Source organism: Actinoallomurus sp. NPDC052308 (genome assembly GCF_040679195.1).
Lineage (GTDB): Bacteria > Actinomycetota > Actinomycetes > Streptosporangiales > Streptosporangiaceae > Actinoallomurus > Actinoallomurus liliacearum.
The window spans coordinates 130,955-144,947 of sequence record NZ_JBFAUM010000003.1; the positions used below are offsets into that span (position 1 = coordinate 130,955).

Sequence of the window (13,993 nt, forward strand, 5' to 3'; positions counted from 1 at the left end):
AAACCGCACGTAGTTTCCCTCACCTCTCAAGCAATGGTGAGGAGTCGACATGACACAGCCCCACGCCCGAACCGCCTCGGCGGCCATGGGCGCCGACCGTGACGTCCTTCAGCGGCTGCTCGATCGGGCTGTCGGGGAGGGCGGCGTTCCCGGCATCGTCATCGAGGTCCGCGACGACCGCGGGCGTTGGTTCGGCGCGGCGGGAGTGGCCGACACCGACACCGGGCGCGCACGCACTCCACAAGAGCGGTTCCGCATCGGCAGCACCACCAAGACGTTCGTGGCCACGGTGATCCTGCAGCTTGTCGCCGAGCGCAGGCTGAGCCTGGACGAGACCGTGGAGGAATGGCTGCCGGGGAGGGTCCGCGGGCACGGTCACCGGGGCGGGAGGATCAGCATCCGGCGGTTGCTGAACCACACCAGCGGGATCTGCAGCTACACCGAGGACCCCGAAATGGTGAACCGTTATGAGAAGCACACCCCGGAACTGCTCGTGGACATCGCCATGGCCCATCCGCCGGCCTTCGAACCGGGCGCGGCCTGGGGATACAGCAACACCAACTACATCCTCGCCGGGATGATCGTCGAGCGGGTGACCGGCCAGGCGCTGGCTGATCAGATCGCCCGGCGGATCACCCGGCCGCTCGGCCTCGACGGGACCTACCTGCCGAGCGGCGCCGACCCGACGATCCAAGGACCACACCCGCGGCACTACACGAAGCTGATGAATCCCGCCCCCGACGCCGTGATCCACGACGCCACCGAGCTGGACTCATCGATGTTCTGGGCGGCGGGCGGCATGATCTCGACAATCGGTGATCTCCACCGGTTCTTCGGTGCACTCCTGGGCGGCCGGCTCCTCCCTTCCGCGCAGCAAGAGGAGATGTTCACCACGGTCCCGACCGAGAACTGGATCCCCGACACGACGTACGGGCTGGGCATCTCCTCGGTCACGCTGTCGTGCGGCGCCACCGTGTGGGGCATGGGCGGCGCCATCTTCGGCTCCTGGTCCTACACCTACGGCACCCGCGACGGCGAGCACCTGGTCGTCATCGACGTCAACGGTGACTGGGCCGACGGCCCCTGGGACGACCCGGTCGGCATCTTCACTGACCTGCTCCACGCGGAGTTCTGCTCGCCGAAGACGACGCCCTAAGGGCACGAGAAAGGCCGTGACCAGTTGGAGGCGCTGCGGAAGATTACGATGCGATCATGCCTTTGACGGTGGATGACGTTGACCGGTTCGAGCTGGCGAGGCCCCGTCTGGAGGCCATCGCCTACCGCCTCCTCGGTTCCGCACACGAGGCAGAGGACGCCGTGCAGGAAACGTTCTTGCGCTGGCAGGCCGCCGACGTCGACCGGGTCGAGGTCCCTGAGGCCTGGCTGACGAAGGTGCTCACCAACCTGTGCCTCAACCAGCTTGCGTCCGCGCGGGCACGCCGCGAGACCTACGTGGGCCGATGGCTCCCCGAGCCGCTGCTCGCGGGCGACCCGATGCTCGGCCCGGCCGACACCGCCGAGCAGCGCGAATCGGTGTCGGCCGCGGTCCTCACCCTCATGGAGCGTCTGTCCCCCAACGAACGGGCCGTTTACGTGCTGCGGGAGGCCTTCGACTACCCGCACCGGGAGATCGCCGAGATCCTCGACATCACCGAGGCCGCCAGCCAGCAGATCTTTCACCGTGCCAAGAAGCATGTCGCGTACGGCAAGGCCCGCAGCGAGATCGACGAGGCCGCCGCCTACCGGATCGTCGAGGAGTTCCTCGCGGCCGCCACCAGTGGCCGGACCGATGAGCTCGTACGCCTGCTCACCAAGGACGCCATCTCCATCGGCGATGGCGGAGGGAAGGTCCCAGCGCGCACCAAGGCGTTCGAGGGAGCCGTCGCGGTCGCGAGGTTCGTGCGGGCCCTGTTCAAGCCCGCCGAGGCCAAGCGCACCATCGTCGGCGGTTCGTCCGAGATCCACGCCTGGGCCGCCAATGGCGAACCCGCCGTCGTGGTCGTCGTGGAGGGCCGGGTCGTCGCCATCATGTGCCTGGAGGTCACAGCCGAGGGCATCACCGCCTGCCGTACCCAGGCGAACCCCGACAAGCTTGAACGCGCGACCGAGCAGTGGGCGGCGGCCGACCATGGGGAGCCCCTGCTCGTGGTGTGACCTCTATCACGTCCGATTCCTGTCAGCAATCGGCGGGCCATCCGGTTCAAGTGGCGAAACCGAACCGGAGAGGAAGGGAGCCGACGATGCGAGTTCTGGTGGCAGGAGCGACGGGAGCGATGGGCACGGAACTGCTGCCCCGTCTGGTCGACGCGGGACACGAGGTGTTCGCCATGGTCCGCAGCGATTCCGCTAAGGCCAGGGCGGCGGAGCTGGGCGCGGTGCCGGTCATCGCCGACGCGCTCGACCGGGCCCAGGTCGAGGCGGCCGTGCGCGAGGCGGCCCCAGAGGTGATCGTCAACCAGCTGACCGCCATCGGGCACATCGACACCCGCCATTTCGAGCGCAGCTTCGCCGCCACCGACCGGCTGCGGATCGAGGGCACCGACAACCTGCTCGCGGCCGCACGCGCCACCGGGGTGCGACGGTTCGTCGCCCAGAGCAACGGCGCGTTCACCTACGCCCGGACCGGCGGGCCGGTCAAGACCGAACAGGACCCCTTGGACCGCTCACCGGTCGCCCCGATGGCCCCGATGATCGCCGCGATCGAGCACTTGGAGAAGGCCGTGCTCGGCGCCGCCTGGACCGAAGGGATCGTGCTGCGCTACGGCGCGTTCTACGGACCCGGCACCTCCATGGCGCCCGGCTCCGCCCAGCTCGAGATGATCCGCAAGCGCAAGTTCCCGGTCGTCGGCGACGGCGGCGGGGTGTGGTCGTTCGTCCACGTCGCCGACGCCGCCGAGGCCACGGTCGCAGCGGTGGAGAACGGCGGCCGCGGTGTCTACAACATCGTCGATGACGACCCCGCCCCGGTCGCCGAGTGGCTACCGGAACTGGCGGCGATGATGGGTGCCAAGAAACCGATGCGTGTACCGCGGTTCATCGGGCGGCTGGCCGCCGGACCGGCCGGCGTCGTGCTCATGACCGAACTGCGTGGAGCATCCAATGCCAAGGCCAAGCGCGAACTGGGCTGGTACCCGACACACCCCACTTGGCGCCAGGGCCTCCAAGCTGTGACCGACTGAGATCACCGCCTCGGGCATGGAGCTGGCCGGGCCCGATCCAGCGCGCACCCGGCGACTGCGTGTGGCGCACAACGTCTTCGACTGGATGGACAAGGCCTTCGCGAGTATGCCCGGGCCGCAGCACGAGGAAGATGTCGATGAAACGTGAGCCGGGTCGTTCCGCGATCGTGGCCGGGGCCGGGGCCGGGGCCGGGGCCGGGGCCGGAATCGGCGGGCCGGCGGCGGCCGTCGGCCTGCTGCGGAGCGGATGGGATGTTCCGGGTCCCCCTCGACGTGTTCTCGCACGTCGGTGGCGGGACGACGATGTCACCTCAACGGGTCAGTGCGCGCGTACGCCGTCGATGGCGATCGCCAGCAGGCGGTCGGCTTCGGCCGGGCCGTCGGGGTCGTGCTCGGTGGCCAGGGCGATGGCGCTGACCAGCTTCAGCAGATGGGTGATGGCGATCTCGGGGCGCACGGCGTCTGCCGTTCGGGCGCGTGCGAGGAGGGCATCGCCAGCGTTGATGATCATGTCATGACAAGTACTGCCGAGGGTCGGGTCGCCGCCGCGTATCAGTGACGCACCCAGACCCCGGTTGGCCACTGCATGTGCGCCGACGGCGCGGAGCCAGATGAGCAACGCCTCTCCCGGACCGGGGTCGCAGAGCAGGTCGTCGGCCTTGGCGCAAAGAGTTTCCACTCGATCTTTGAAGACCGCCTCCAGGAGCGCCTGCCGGGAGGGGAAGTGACGGTGCAGGGTGGCCGAACCGACTCTGGCGCGGCGGGCGACCTCCTCCAAGGACGCGTCGGCGCCTTGCTCGGCGATCAGGGCCCCGGCGGCGGCGATGATCCGGTCGACGTTGCGCGTCGTCGCGATGCCGACGCAGGCCGAGGCGGGCCTTCGTTGGAACGCGGCTTGGGGCACCGCCGCCCAGCCGTCCACTCCGTCCGTGGACTGGTACGGGCCCAACTGGTCGGAGAAGGGCTTCGCCGGCGACTCCCTGCGCCAGGTGATCCGGGTCACCGACGGTGGGTCGAAGGCTCGGATCCGGCTGTCGAACGTCTACGGGACCACGCCGCTCCGGGTGGCCGGCGGAGTGATCGCCAAGGCCGGTACGGGCGCCGCGGTGCAACCGGGGTCGCTTCGTACGCTGAGGTTCCACTGTTCGACGGGAGCCGTCGTCCCCCCTGGCCGTGAAATCGTCAGCGATGCCGTGGCCCTGCGTTCGTCCGCCTTGGACAAGCTGACCGTGACGCTCCGGTTCGACGCCCCGACGGGGCCCGCGACCTTCCACCACTTCGCGATGGCCGCCGCCTACCGCGCCGCGGGCGACCACCTGACCGACACCGGTGCCGCGGCGTTCGGGGAGCGCAGCGACTCCTGGTACTACCTGACCGGCGTGGAGGTCTCCGGAAAGTCGCGCCACGGCAGCGTGGTGACATTCGGTGACTCCCTCACCGACGGAGTCGGCTCCACGAAGGGCATCGATGGGCGGTATCCCGACCGGCTGGCCGAACGGCTCGTCTCGGGGGGGCCGGCCGCTGGGCGTGGTCAACGCGGGTATCGGCGGTAATCGGCTGCTCAGCGACTCACCTGTGTACGGAGAGAAGGGCCTGTCCCGCTTCCGTCGGGACGTGCTGGAACGCCCCGGCGTGCGCACTGTGATCGTGATGGACGGCGTGAACGACCTGGCCGCCTGGAACGAGACCGGGCCCGTGACCGCGCGACAGATCATCGAAGGACTTCGTGCCCTGATCGGCGCCGCCCACGCTCGCGGCATCCGGGTCGTCGGCGGCACGATCATGCCGATGAAGGGGTCGGCGGCCTACACCGGGAGCGGGGAGCGGATCCGCGACGAGGTCAACCGCTGGATCCGCGGTGGCGGCGCGTACGACTCCGTCGTCGACTTCGACCGTGTCGTCGATGACCGCGGCCGAATCCGTGCCCTCTATGACAGCGGCGACCACATCCACCTCAACGACACCGGCTACCGCGCCATCGCCGACGCGGTCGATCTCAACACCCTCTGAGCCCTGACGGGGTGCTGCTCGGCTCGCCGCCCGTTAGGGAATACCGCACCCTGCGAGTAAGTGCTCTGTCCCAGTACAGCGGGAGAGGTGTCGGCAGGCACGGCACTCGGGCTGAGACACCACGGCCGTCGTGCCGGGTGACGAGGGGGATCCGGAGATGCTCCGGATCCCCCTTCTCCTGTTCCCATTCGCCGGCGGCGGGGTCGTCCCCGTCTCAGGCGCCGGCGCCGCCGTCCACCGGCACGATCGCGCCGGTCACCATCGAGGCCCGGTCGCTGAGCAGCCACGCGGCCACCTCGGCGACCTCGCGAGGCTCGGCCATCCGGCCGAGCGGGACGCTCGCGTTGATCTGCTCGATGACGCCCGGGGAGGCGGCCTCCCACTCGTCGATCATCTCCGTCGCGGTGCCGCCGGGAGTGATGCCGTTGACCCGGATGCCGTCGGGAGCCCAGGTCACCGCGGCGGTCTCGGTGATGCTGTTGAGCGCGCGCTTCATCGCGCCGTACGCGGGGAGCGCGGGGTTCGCGCGGCGGCTGCCGATGCTCGAGGTGTTGACGATCGCCCCGCCACCGCCCCGGCGCATGAGCGCGGCCTCGGCCGTCATCGCGGTCCAGTGCGCGCGGAAGTTCACCTCGAACTGCTGCTCGACGTCCTCGTCGCTCGTCGTGTCGAGCGGGCCGGGCCGCTGGCCGACCGCGCCGTTGTTGAACGCGCCGTCGAGCCGTCCGTGCAGCTCCTCGACGCGGTCGACCGCCGCGCGGATGCTCGCGCGGTCGGCGAGGTCCACGGTCACGGCGTCCGCGACGCCGCCGTCGGCGCGGATCTCGGCAACGATCTTCTGGAGGGCGTCGGTGCCGCGGGCGGCGAGCACGACGGCGGCGCCCTCGGCGGCGAAGAGCCGGGCCGCGGCCGCTCCGATGCCGCGGCTGGCGCCGGTGATGAACACGACCTTGCCGGTGAGCAGGCCGATGGGGGTGATGTCGATGTCGTTCGTCATGAGGGCAGCGTCGGGCCGGCCCCCGAACCGGATACAGGCACAGGAAGTACCAGGATCCGCCGCCGGGCGGCGTGCAGAATTGGGCTATGGACAGGCAAGAGCTGGGCGCGTTCCTCCGTAGCCGCCGCGAGCGCCTCCGGCCGGAGGACGTCGGCCTCCCCTCGGGCCCGCGGCGCCGGACACCGGGTCTGCGCCGCGAGGAGGTGGCGGTCCTCGCGCACATCTCCACCGAGTACTACGTCCGGCTCGAGCAGGGCAGGGCGCCTCGGCCGTCGGGCGAGGTCCTCGCCGGGATCGCGAGCGCGCTGCGGCTCACGGACGCCGAGTCCGATCACCTGCACCTCCTCGCGGGCACGGCGCCGAGCCGTACCGGAGTGCACCGGCGCGACGTCCGCCCGAGCATCCTCGCGCTGCTGGAACGCCTGCCGCAGACGGCCGGGTTCGTGATGTCCGCCACGTTCGAGGTCCTCGCCTGGAACGACCTCGCGGCCGCGCTCATGGAGGACTTCGCTCCGCTCGCCCCGCAGGACCGCAATCTCGCGCGCCGGGTGTTCCTCGGACCGGCGGACGCCGACGCGACGCCGTACGGGGTCTCCGACACCACGGAGTTCCGGCACCACGTCGTCATGGAGCTCCGGTCCGCCCTCGCCCGGTACCCGTCCGATCCGGCGGTGACCGGACTCGTCGACGAGCTCCGCGAAGGCAGCCCGGAGTTCGCCCGGCTCTGGGAGCGACACGATGTGCAGGCCGCGCCGATGCTCACGAAGACCTTCCGGCACACGGTGGTCGGGGAGGTCACCGTCGACTGCGACACGCTCGCGCTCACGGACCGCGACCAGCACCTCGTGCTCTACACCGCGCCGCCCGGATCCCGCAGCGCCGAGGCTCTGGCCCTCCTGAACGTCCTCGGAGCCGAGTACGTCAAGGAGAGCGGGCCGCGCTGACGGAGCGAGTGACGCGCGGCCGGAGTGGTTCACCGCCGTGGCCCGCGACGCTCAGGGAACGATCATCGATTCGGGCCGACGGTGGCTAACCCTGGATCGTCGGGCGGATGGTGATCTCGCCGATCTCCACGTCGTGGGGCTGTTCAACGGCGAAGGCGATGGCGCGGGCGACCGCCTCCGGCGGGATGGCGATCCGGTCCATGGTGCGGCGGGCCTGCTCACGGGCCTGGGGGTCGTCGATCGAGTCGGTGAGTTCGGTGTTCACGAAGCCCGGCGACACCGCCGTCGTCCGCAGCACGCCGTCGGTCGACTCCTGCCGCAGTGCTTCCAGGAGAGTGCGGACGGCGTTCTTGGTCGCGGCGTAGACCGCCTGGGTGGGGACGATCTTCAGGCCGGACGTCGACACCGTGGTCACCAGGTGGCCGCGGCCCTGCCGGCGGAAGACCGGAAGCGCGGCGGCGACGCCGTACAGCACTCCGCGGAGGTTGACGTCGATCATCGCCGACCAGCCGTCGACGTCGAGGTCGGCCACGGGTCCGAGCCTGCTGATGCCGGCGTTGCCCACCAGCACGTCGAGGCGGCCGAACTCCGCCACGGCCCGGCCGACGAGTCCCTCCAGGTCCTCGCGCCGGGTGACGTCCGTGGTGCAGGCGATGGCGCGCCCGCCGTGGTCGCGGATGTCCCGGGCGAGCTCGTCGAGGCGCTCCGTCCGGCGTGCGCCGAGGACGACGGCCGCCCCTCGCTCGGCGAGCAGGCGCGCCGTCGCCTCGCCGATGCCGCTGCTCGCTCCGGTGATGGCGACGACCTTGCCGCTGATGGCTGTCATGGGAATCCCTTCGGCATAAAGTGGACACGTGTCCGCAGTGACTCGCACGCTACCGGACACATGTCCGCTTAGCCAACGCATCGAGCAGGGGAGCGATGGACTCAATCCGCCGCCGGGCCGACGCCGCCGACAACCGCGCACGGATCATCCGGGTCGCGCGAGAGGTCATCGCGAACGCGGAGGAGATCAGGCTCAACGCGATCGCCAAGCAGGCGGGGGTCGGTCAGGGCACCCTCTACCGCCACTTCCCGACCCGGGAGGATCTGCTCGCCGAGGTCTATCGGGAGGACGTCGGCGAGCTCGTCGCGGCCGCCCCGGCGCTGCTCGCCGAGCATGAGCCGCTCACCGCGCTGGCTCGCTGGTTCGACCGCGTGGTCGACTACGCGCGGGTCAAGCGCGGAGTGTTCGCCGCCGTCGAGGCGGCGGTCTGGCGGGACCTCTCGGCGCACAGCCTCGGCCCGATCGGCGACGCGCTGACCGTGCTCCTCGACGCCGGCAAGGCGGACGGGAGCATCCGCCCCGACGTGGACGCCCGTGACGTCATCCTTCTCATCGGTTACCTGACCCGCCTCGAGCAGGACGAGTGGGACGCCAGGGCCCGGCACCTGCTCCAGGTCGTTCTCGACGGGTTGCGCCGCGTCGAGCGGTCAGTCCGAGCGACGCCGAGGTGACGCCGGGTCGACGATCTCTTCCTCCGGCAGGCTGGACAGCGTCCGCAGGGCCCGGAGGAAGGCGGCGCGGTCGGCGGCCGGCAGCCGGGCGAGCAGGCGGTTCTCCCGCTCTCTGATGCCGGCCTGTACGGAGTCGCGCACCCGCCGTCCCTCGGGGGTGAGTGAGAGGAGCCGGACCCGCCGGTCGCCGGGGTCGGGTCGCCGCTCGATCAGCCCGCGCTCCTGGAGGCCGTCGAGCACGCCGATGATGCGGGTCTTGTCGGCGCCGATGGCCTGCGCCAGCGCGTTCTGGGTCCGGACGGGCTCCTCGCCCAGGGCCAGCAGGACGGAGTACGCCCACATGGACATGTCGTGGGCGCTCAGCACCGGCGCCTCGGCCGCCATCAGGGCGCGCCCCAACGGCACGATCATCGCCGCCAGGTCACGCCGCCCGTCTTCGGCCGCCCTGCTCTCCGTCATGGCACGAAAATACGACGTCTCCAAAGATATGCATGGACAGATGATAAGCAGCTTGCTTACTATCTGCTCATGAATACGATTGATCTACGTTCGGCGGACGAGCGGGTGGTACGGACGAGCGTCGAGGTGGTGGCGAAGGCGAGCCGCGACGATCTCGGCCGCCCCACACCGTGTTCGGCCTGGACGCTCGGCGACCTGCTCGCCCACATGACGGCCCAGCATCACGGCTTCGCGGCCGCCGCGCGGGGCGGCGGCGCCGACCTCGCGGTCTGGCGGCCCCGGCCGCTCGACGCGGATCCGGTGGCCGCGTACGCCGCCGCCGCCGAGGAGGTCCTGGCCGCCTTCGCCGGACCTGACGTCCTGGACCGGGCGTTCGCCCTGCCCGAGGTCGGGCCCGGAGCGACGTTCCCCGGCGCTCAGGCGATCGGGTTCCACTTCATCGACTACGTGGTGCACGCCTGGGACGTCGCGCGCTCCCTCGGGCTGTCGTACGAACTGGACGACGACCTGGCCGAGGACGCGCTGCGGGTCGCCTTGGCCGTCCCCGGCGGGGACCACCGGCTCGGGCCGGGCGCCTCCTTCCGCCCGGAGTTGCCCGCGCCCGAGGACGCGTCCCCGCTCGACCGGATCCTGACGGCGCTCGGTCGCTCCCCGAACTGGCCCGACGGAGCCTGAGCCGTACGAGGATCCCGGCTCACTGCTCGACGGTGACGACGATCTTGCCGAACTGGGCGTTGGACTCCAGGTACCGGTGGGCCTCGACGATCTCCTCCAGGTCGAACGTGCGGTCCACGACGGGCCGGAAGGCGCCCGAACGCAGCCCTGAGGCCACGAACGCCTCCGCCCGGCGGAGCCGTTCGGGCCGGCGGGTCGTCTCGTACAGGGTGTAGGTGCGCATGCTGAGCGCGGGCATGCCCAGCTCGATCCCCGGATAGGGCGTCGGCTCGCCGCTCAGCGCGCCGTACACCAGGAGCGTGCCCTCGTCGGCGACCACCTTGGCCAGGTCCATGACGCCGGGACCGGCGACGGCGTCGAACACGAACTCGGCGCCCCGGTCGCCGGTCGCCGCCAGCACCCGCTCGACGACGTCCTCGGACTCGGTGACGATCACGTCCGCCGCGCCCGCCTTCAGCAGCGCCTTCTTCTTGGCGGCGGTGCGGGTGAGGGCGATCGGCGTGGCGCCGACACGGTCGGCCACCTGGATGGCGGCCAGCCCGACGCTGCTGGACGCCGCGTTCAGCACGACCGTGTCCCCGGGGCGCATCCCGCCGACCTCGACCAGCGCCCCGTAGGCCGTCACGTACGGCATCCACACCGCCGCGCCCTCGACCGCGCCGAGCCCCTCCGGACGGCGCATCACCGCCGACGCGGGCACGATCGCCCGCTCGGCGTAGACGCCGTAGTCGTTCTGGGAGAACGCGGGCACGGTGCCGACCGGCTGCCCGGGCCGGAGCCCGGTGACGCCCGCGCCGACCGCCTCGATCACGCCGGCGGCCTCGGTGCCCAGCCGGGCGGGGAACCGCTTCACCTCCTCGATGTAGTGGCCGGTCCGGAACAGCACCTCGGCCCTGTTCAGGCCGATCGCGTCCACCCGGATCCGCACCTCGCCCGGGCCCGGATCGCCGACCTCCAGATCCTCCAGTCGCAGCACCTCGGGGCCGCCGAGCTCGTGGAACCGCACCGTCCTGGTCATCGCGTCGTCCTTCCGCGGAGTCGTGGGGTGAACCACTTAAGCCCGCAAGTACGACGGCTGTCAAACTTTGACGTTCATCGTAGTTCGACACCGGTCGTAGGATGTGGGTCATGGACGACCGCATCCCGCCGCACCCCGACGTGCGGACGGTCCCCCTGCAGCGGGTCCTCGAGGCCCTCGTCGACCCGGTGCGGCGGAGCATCGTCACGCAGCTCTGCGACGCCACCGCCGACCTCAAGTGCGGCGGGTTCGACATTCCCGTGAGCAATTCCACGGCCACCCACCATTTCCGGATTCTGCGCGAGGCCGGGCTCATCCGGCAGTACTACGTCGGCACCTCGCGGATGAACGCTCTTCGGCGCGATGAGGTCGACGAGGTATTTCCCGGACTGCTCGACGCCATTGTGTCCGCCGACCGCGAGTCCTCCGGGACGCTCTCGCGTCGATGAGCGCGCGATTCACGCGTCATCCGACGCGTGAATCGCCCGGCGCCACCCGGCCGACGGACCTGCGCGGCCGCCGAAAACCGCGTGCACTTCCCTGGGCGATGCGTTCATACTCATGACCCGGTACGACCGGTCACCGCATCCCATCCCAGCGCAGAAAGGACGCAAGCCCATGGCCGCCATCACTCGTCTGGATCTGGCCAAGGTTCGCAACATCGGGATCGTGGCCCACATCGACGCGGGCAAGACGACGACGACCGAGCGCATTCTTTACTACACCGGTGTCTCCTACAAAGTCGGAGAGGTCCATGACGGTAATACGACAATGGACTATCTGGCGCTGGAAAGAGAACGCGGCATCACGATCACGTCCGCCGCGACCACGTGCCACTGGACGCTCGACGGCATCGATCATCTGATCAACGTCATCGACACCCCCGGGCACGTCGACTTCACCGTCGAGGTGGAGCGCTGCCTGCGGGTGCTCGACGGCGCCGTGGCGGTCTTCGACGGGGTCGCCGGCGTGGAGCCGCAGTCCGAGACCGTCTGGCGTCAGGCCGAGAGGTACGGCGTGCCCCGGATCTGCTTCGTCAACAAGCTCGACCGTACCGGCGGGGACCTCCACCGATGCGTCGGCATGATCGCCGATCGGCTCGGTGCGGTGCCGCTGGTCCTGCAGCTGCCGATCGGGACCGAGGACGCCTTCGCCGGCGTCGTCGACCTCGTCCGGATGAAGGCGTACGTCTGGTCCGCCGAGGCCCGCCTCGGCGAGGCCTACGACCTCGTCGACGTCCCGGACACGCACCGCGCGGCCGCCCGTGAGTGGCGCGGCAGGCTCGTGGAGACGCTCGCCGAGCACGACGAGGAGGTCATGCGGCTCTTCGCGGACGGCCTCGAACCGCCGGAGGACCTGCTGCACGCCGCGATCCGGCGGGTCACGATCGCGTCCGGCGGGTCGGAGGGTCCTACGGTCACGCCGGTGCTCTGCGGCACGGCCTTCAAGAACAAGGGCGTGCAGCCGCTGCTCGACGCGGTCGTCCGGTACCTGCCGTCCCCGCTGGACGTCGAGGCCGTCGACGTCCGGCGCGGAGCCGCGATCAGACCGGCCGACGACGAACCCCTCGCCGCGCTCGTGTTCAAGATCCTGACCGACGCGCACCTGGGCCGGCTGGCCTTCGTCCGGGTCTACGCCGGCCGCCTGGAGCCGGGGGCGACGGTGTTCAACTCCGTCAAGGGCAGGAGGGAGCGGGTCGGCAAGCTCTACCGGATGCACGCCGACAAGCGGCTGGAGCTGACGTCGGCGGGCACCGGCGACATCGTCGCGGTGATGGGGCTGAAGGACACCACGACCGGCGAGACGCTGTGCGGCGACCGGAACCCGGTGGTCCTGGAGTCCATGGACTTCCCGGACCCGGTCGTCGAGGTGGCCGTCGAGGCCGTGGCCCGGCGGGATCGGGAGCGGCTGCGCCTGGCGGTCCGGCGGCTCGCGGAGGAGGACCCCTCCTTCACGGTGCGGACCGGGGAGGAGACCGGCCAGACCGTGATCGGCGGGATGGGCGAGCTCCATCTGTCGATCGTCGTCGACCGGCTCGAGCGCGAGTTCGGTGTCGAGACGACGGTCGGCCGGCCGCGGGTCGCCTACCGGGAGACCATCCGCAGGCCGGTCGAGAAGGTCGAGTACACGCACAGGAAGCAGACGGGAGGAAAGGGGCAGTTCGCCAGGGTGCGGCTCGCCGTCGAACCGATCGCGGACGGCTACGAGTTCGTGAACGAGGTCACCGGCGGGCGGGTCCCGAAGGAGTTCATCCCCGCGGTGGACGCCGGCTGCCAGGACGCGATGCGGTTCGGCGTCGTGGCGGGCTACGAGATGACGGGCGTGCGCGTCACGCTCCTCGACGGCGCGTTCCACGAGCAGGACTCCTCCGAGCTCGCGTTCCGCCAGGCCGGATTCCACGCGTTCAAGGACGCCGCGCGCCGGGCCGTGCCGGTGCTCCTGGAGCCGGTCATGGCGGTCGAGGTCACCACGCCCGACGACTACACGGGCGAGGTGATCGGCGACCTGAACGCACGGCGTGGGCACATCCAGGCCCTGGCCGAGCGGGCCGGCGCCCGGATCGTCCAGGGGCGGGTTCCGCTGTCGGAGATGTTCGGCTACGCCGGTGATCTCCGCAGCCGGACCTCGGGGCGGGCGAGCTTCGCCATGGAGTTCGACTCGTACGCCGAGGTTCCGCGCGCCCTGGCCGAGGCGGTCGCCGCCACGGCCTGACGCCGAGGGCGTTCCGCCGCGCACGCGCGGCGGAACGCCCCTGGTCCGGTCACGTTTCAGTGACGTGCCGGAGGCCGCGCCAAGGGATCAGTACGTTGTTATCCTTCCGGTTCCTCATAAGAAAGGGCATCTTGTGGCTATCCGCGACAAATTGCGGGCCAATGCGGCTCCCCTCCTCCAGCCGGGGGAGAACATCCAGGCCGTCTTCTGCGGACAGACGACCAGCCAGTACTTCGCCCTGATCTCGGTGTGGATCATCATCCTCACGAACGCCTACCGCGTCGTGGTGGTCACGGACCGGCGGATCCTGATCTGCAAGTCCGGGCGGTTCCGGATGACCCCGGTGAAGGAGATCAGCCGGGAGCTGCCGCGCAACCTGCGGATCGGGCCGGCGAGCGGCCTGTGGTGGCGTTGCGAGTCCCTCGGCGAGAAGCTGTACGTCCACAAGCGGTTCCACAAGGACGTGGCCGCGGCGGACGGTCAGGCCCTCGCCGCCTGAGAC

Annotated in this window: 17 protein-coding genes; 12 read left to right on the plus strand and 5 right to left on the minus strand. The window is 70.6% G+C overall.

What is annotated here, in order from left to right:
• Positions 1 to 49: 49 nt before the first annotated feature.
• From AB0L00_RS11920 to AB0L00_RS11935, 4 genes are all read left to right on the plus strand, one after another.
• Positions 50 to 1,156 carry a serine hydrolase domain-containing protein gene (locus AB0L00_RS11920; RefSeq protein WP_364431936.1) on the plus strand — a complete coding sequence of 369 codons (1,107 nt, stop codon included), beginning with the start codon at positions 50 to 52 and terminating at the stop codon, positions 1,154 to 1,156.
• Between the two features lie 56 nt (positions 1,157 to 1,212).
• The gene (gene sigJ, locus AB0L00_RS11925) at positions 1,213 to 2,154 is read left to right on the plus strand and encodes an RNA polymerase sigma factor SigJ (protein ID WP_364431938.1); all 942 of its coding nucleotides are present in this window, start codon (positions 1,213 to 1,215) and stop codon (positions 2,152 to 2,154) included.
• Positions 2,155 to 2,240: 86 nt separating this feature from the next.
• A complete protein-coding gene (locus AB0L00_RS11930) occupies positions 2,241 to 3,179 on the plus strand; it encodes an NAD(P)-dependent oxidoreductase (protein WP_364431941.1) in 939 nt (312 codons plus the stop codon).
• Between the two features lie 16 nt (positions 3,180 to 3,195).
• Positions 3,196 to 3,327: a hypothetical protein gene (locus AB0L00_RS11935; protein WP_364431944.1), complete on the plus strand. Its 132-nt coding sequence runs from the start codon at positions 3,196 to 3,198 to the stop codon at positions 3,325 to 3,327.
• A gap of 171 nt (positions 3,328 to 3,498) precedes the next feature.
• Here AB0L00_RS11935 and AB0L00_RS11940 read toward each other — a convergent pair whose 3' ends face one another.
• Positions 3,499 to 4,101, minus strand: coding sequence for a helix-turn-helix domain-containing protein (locus AB0L00_RS11940; protein ID WP_364431947.1), 603 nt, complete (start codon positions 4,099 to 4,101; stop codon positions 3,499 to 3,501).
• 7 nt (positions 4,102 to 4,108) lie between these two features.
• Here AB0L00_RS11940 and AB0L00_RS11945 point away from each other — a divergent pair, with 7 nt between their 5' ends.
• Together AB0L00_RS11945 and AB0L00_RS11950 are read left to right on the plus strand one after the other, a co-directional pair.
• Positions 4,109 to 4,732 carry a hypothetical protein gene (locus tag AB0L00_RS11945; RefSeq protein ID WP_364431950.1) on the plus strand — a complete coding sequence of 208 codons (624 nt, stop codon included), beginning with the start codon at positions 4,109 to 4,111 and terminating at the stop codon, positions 4,730 to 4,732.
• On the plus strand, positions 4,647 to 5,189 hold the full coding sequence (locus tag AB0L00_RS11950) for a GDSL-type esterase/lipase family protein (protein WP_364431953.1): 543 nt from the start codon (positions 4,647 to 4,649) through the stop codon (positions 5,187 to 5,189). The genes AB0L00_RS11945 and AB0L00_RS11950 overlap by 86 nt, the downstream gene beginning before the upstream one ends.
• 214 nt (positions 5,190 to 5,403) lie before the next feature.
• Here the strand turns inward: AB0L00_RS11950 and AB0L00_RS11955 are convergent, their stop codons facing one another.
• Complete coding sequence (locus AB0L00_RS11955) at positions 5,404 to 6,186, minus strand: SDR family oxidoreductase (RefSeq protein WP_364431955.1); 783 nt, start codon at positions 6,184 to 6,186, stop codon at positions 5,404 to 5,406.
• 86 nt (positions 6,187 to 6,272) lie between these two features.
• Between AB0L00_RS11955 and AB0L00_RS11960 the strand changes: the two genes are divergently transcribed.
• Positions 6,273 to 7,130, plus strand: coding sequence for a helix-turn-helix transcriptional regulator (locus AB0L00_RS11960; protein ID WP_364431958.1), 858 nt, complete (start codon positions 6,273 to 6,275; stop codon positions 7,128 to 7,130).
• An 85-nt stretch (positions 7,131 to 7,215) separates the two neighbouring features.
• On the opposite strand, the gene AB0L00_RS11965 is transcribed toward AB0L00_RS11960, so the two are convergent.
• On the minus strand, positions 7,216 to 7,956 hold the full coding sequence (locus AB0L00_RS11965) for an SDR family oxidoreductase (RefSeq protein WP_364431961.1): 741 nt from the start codon (positions 7,954 to 7,956) through the stop codon (positions 7,216 to 7,218).
• Between the two features lie 95 nt (positions 7,957 to 8,051).
• Between AB0L00_RS11965 and AB0L00_RS11970 the strand changes: the two genes are divergently transcribed.
• The gene (locus tag AB0L00_RS11970; RefSeq protein ID WP_364431963.1) at positions 8,052 to 8,627 is read left to right on the plus strand and encodes a TetR family transcriptional regulator; all 576 of its coding nucleotides are present in this window, start codon (positions 8,052 to 8,054) and stop codon (positions 8,625 to 8,627) included.
• Here the strand turns inward: AB0L00_RS11970 and AB0L00_RS11975 are convergent.
• Entirely contained in the window at positions 8,604 to 9,086 is a 483-nt protein-coding gene (locus AB0L00_RS11975) for a MarR family transcriptional regulator (protein WP_364431966.1), read from the minus strand. The two genes, AB0L00_RS11970 and AB0L00_RS11975, sit on opposite strands and share 24 nt — an antisense overlap.
• A 69-nt stretch (positions 9,087 to 9,155) precedes the next feature.
• On the opposite strand from AB0L00_RS11975, the gene AB0L00_RS11980 reads away from it, so the two are divergent.
• Complete coding sequence (locus AB0L00_RS11980) at positions 9,156 to 9,761, plus strand: TIGR03086 family metal-binding protein (protein WP_364431968.1); 606 nt, start codon at positions 9,156 to 9,158, stop codon at positions 9,759 to 9,761.
• A gap of 19 nt (positions 9,762 to 9,780) precedes the next feature.
• Here AB0L00_RS11980 and AB0L00_RS11985 read toward each other — a convergent pair whose 3' ends face one another.
• Complete coding sequence (locus AB0L00_RS11985) at positions 9,781 to 10,779, minus strand: zinc-dependent alcohol dehydrogenase family protein (RefSeq protein WP_364431971.1); 999 nt, start codon at positions 10,777 to 10,779, stop codon at positions 9,781 to 9,783.
• Positions 10,780 to 10,889: 110 nt separating this feature from the next.
• Here AB0L00_RS11985 and AB0L00_RS11990 point away from each other — a divergent pair, with 110 nt between their 5' ends.
• From AB0L00_RS11990 to AB0L00_RS12000, 3 genes are all read left to right on the plus strand, one after another.
• Positions 10,890 to 11,228 (plus strand): helix-turn-helix domain-containing protein, encoded by a 339-nt coding sequence (locus tag AB0L00_RS11990; RefSeq protein ID WP_345353831.1) that lies wholly within the window; start codon positions 10,890 to 10,892, stop codon positions 11,226 to 11,228.
• Between the two features lie 169 nt (positions 11,229 to 11,397).
• Positions 11,398 to 13,491, plus strand: coding sequence for an elongation factor G (gene fusA, locus AB0L00_RS11995; protein ID WP_364431975.1), 2,094 nt, complete (start codon positions 11,398 to 11,400; stop codon positions 13,489 to 13,491).
• 151 nt (positions 13,492 to 13,642) lie between these two features.
• Positions 13,643 to 13,990, plus strand: coding sequence for a PH domain-containing protein (locus AB0L00_RS12000; RefSeq protein WP_345353833.1), 348 nt, complete (start codon positions 13,643 to 13,645; stop codon positions 13,988 to 13,990).
• The last annotated feature ends 3 nt before the right edge of the window (positions 13,991 to 13,993 follow it).

Coding starts and splice junctions, on each gene's coding strand:
- AB0L00_RS11920 (WP_364431936.1), top strand. CDS start 50: ATGACACAGCCCCACGCCCGAACCGCCTCGGCGGCCATGGGCGCCGAC.
- sigJ (WP_364431938.1), top strand. CDS start 1,213: ATGCCTTTGACGGTGGATGACGTTGACCGGTTCGAGCTGGCGAGGCCC.
- AB0L00_RS11930 (WP_364431941.1), top strand. CDS start 2,241: ATGCGAGTTCTGGTGGCAGGAGCGACGGGAGCGATGGGCACGGAACTG.
- AB0L00_RS11935 (WP_364431944.1), top strand. CDS start 3,196: ATGGAGCTGGCCGGGCCCGATCCAGCGCGCACCCGGCGACTGCGTGTG.
- AB0L00_RS11950 (WP_364431953.1), top strand. CDS start 4,647: ATGGGCGGTATCCCGACCGGCTGGCCGAACGGCTCGTCTCGGGGGGGC.
- AB0L00_RS11955 (WP_364431955.1), bottom strand. CDS start 6,186: ATGACGAACGACATCGACATCACCCCCATCGGCCTGCTCACCGGCAAG.
- AB0L00_RS11960 (WP_364431958.1), top strand. CDS start 6,273: ATGGACAGGCAAGAGCTGGGCGCGTTCCTCCGTAGCCGCCGCGAGCGC.
- AB0L00_RS11965 (WP_364431961.1), bottom strand. CDS start 7,956: ATGACAGCCATCAGCGGCAAGGTCGTCGCCATCACCGGAGCGAGCAGC.
- AB0L00_RS11970 (WP_364431963.1), top strand. CDS start 8,052: ATGGACTCAATCCGCCGCCGGGCCGACGCCGCCGACAACCGCGCACGG.
- AB0L00_RS11975 (WP_364431966.1), bottom strand. CDS start 9,086: ATGACGGAGAGCAGGGCGGCCGAAGACGGGCGGCGTGACCTGGCGGCG.
- AB0L00_RS11980 (WP_364431968.1), top strand. CDS start 9,156: ATGAATACGATTGATCTACGTTCGGCGGACGAGCGGGTGGTACGGACG.
- AB0L00_RS11985 (WP_364431971.1), bottom strand. CDS start 10,779: ATGACCAGGACGGTGCGGTTCCACGAGCTCGGCGGCCCCGAGGTGCTG.
- AB0L00_RS11990 (WP_345353831.1), top strand. CDS start 10,890: ATGGACGACCGCATCCCGCCGCACCCCGACGTGCGGACGGTCCCCCTG.
- fusA (WP_364431975.1), top strand. CDS start 11,398: ATGGCCGCCATCACTCGTCTGGATCTGGCCAAGGTTCGCAACATCGGG.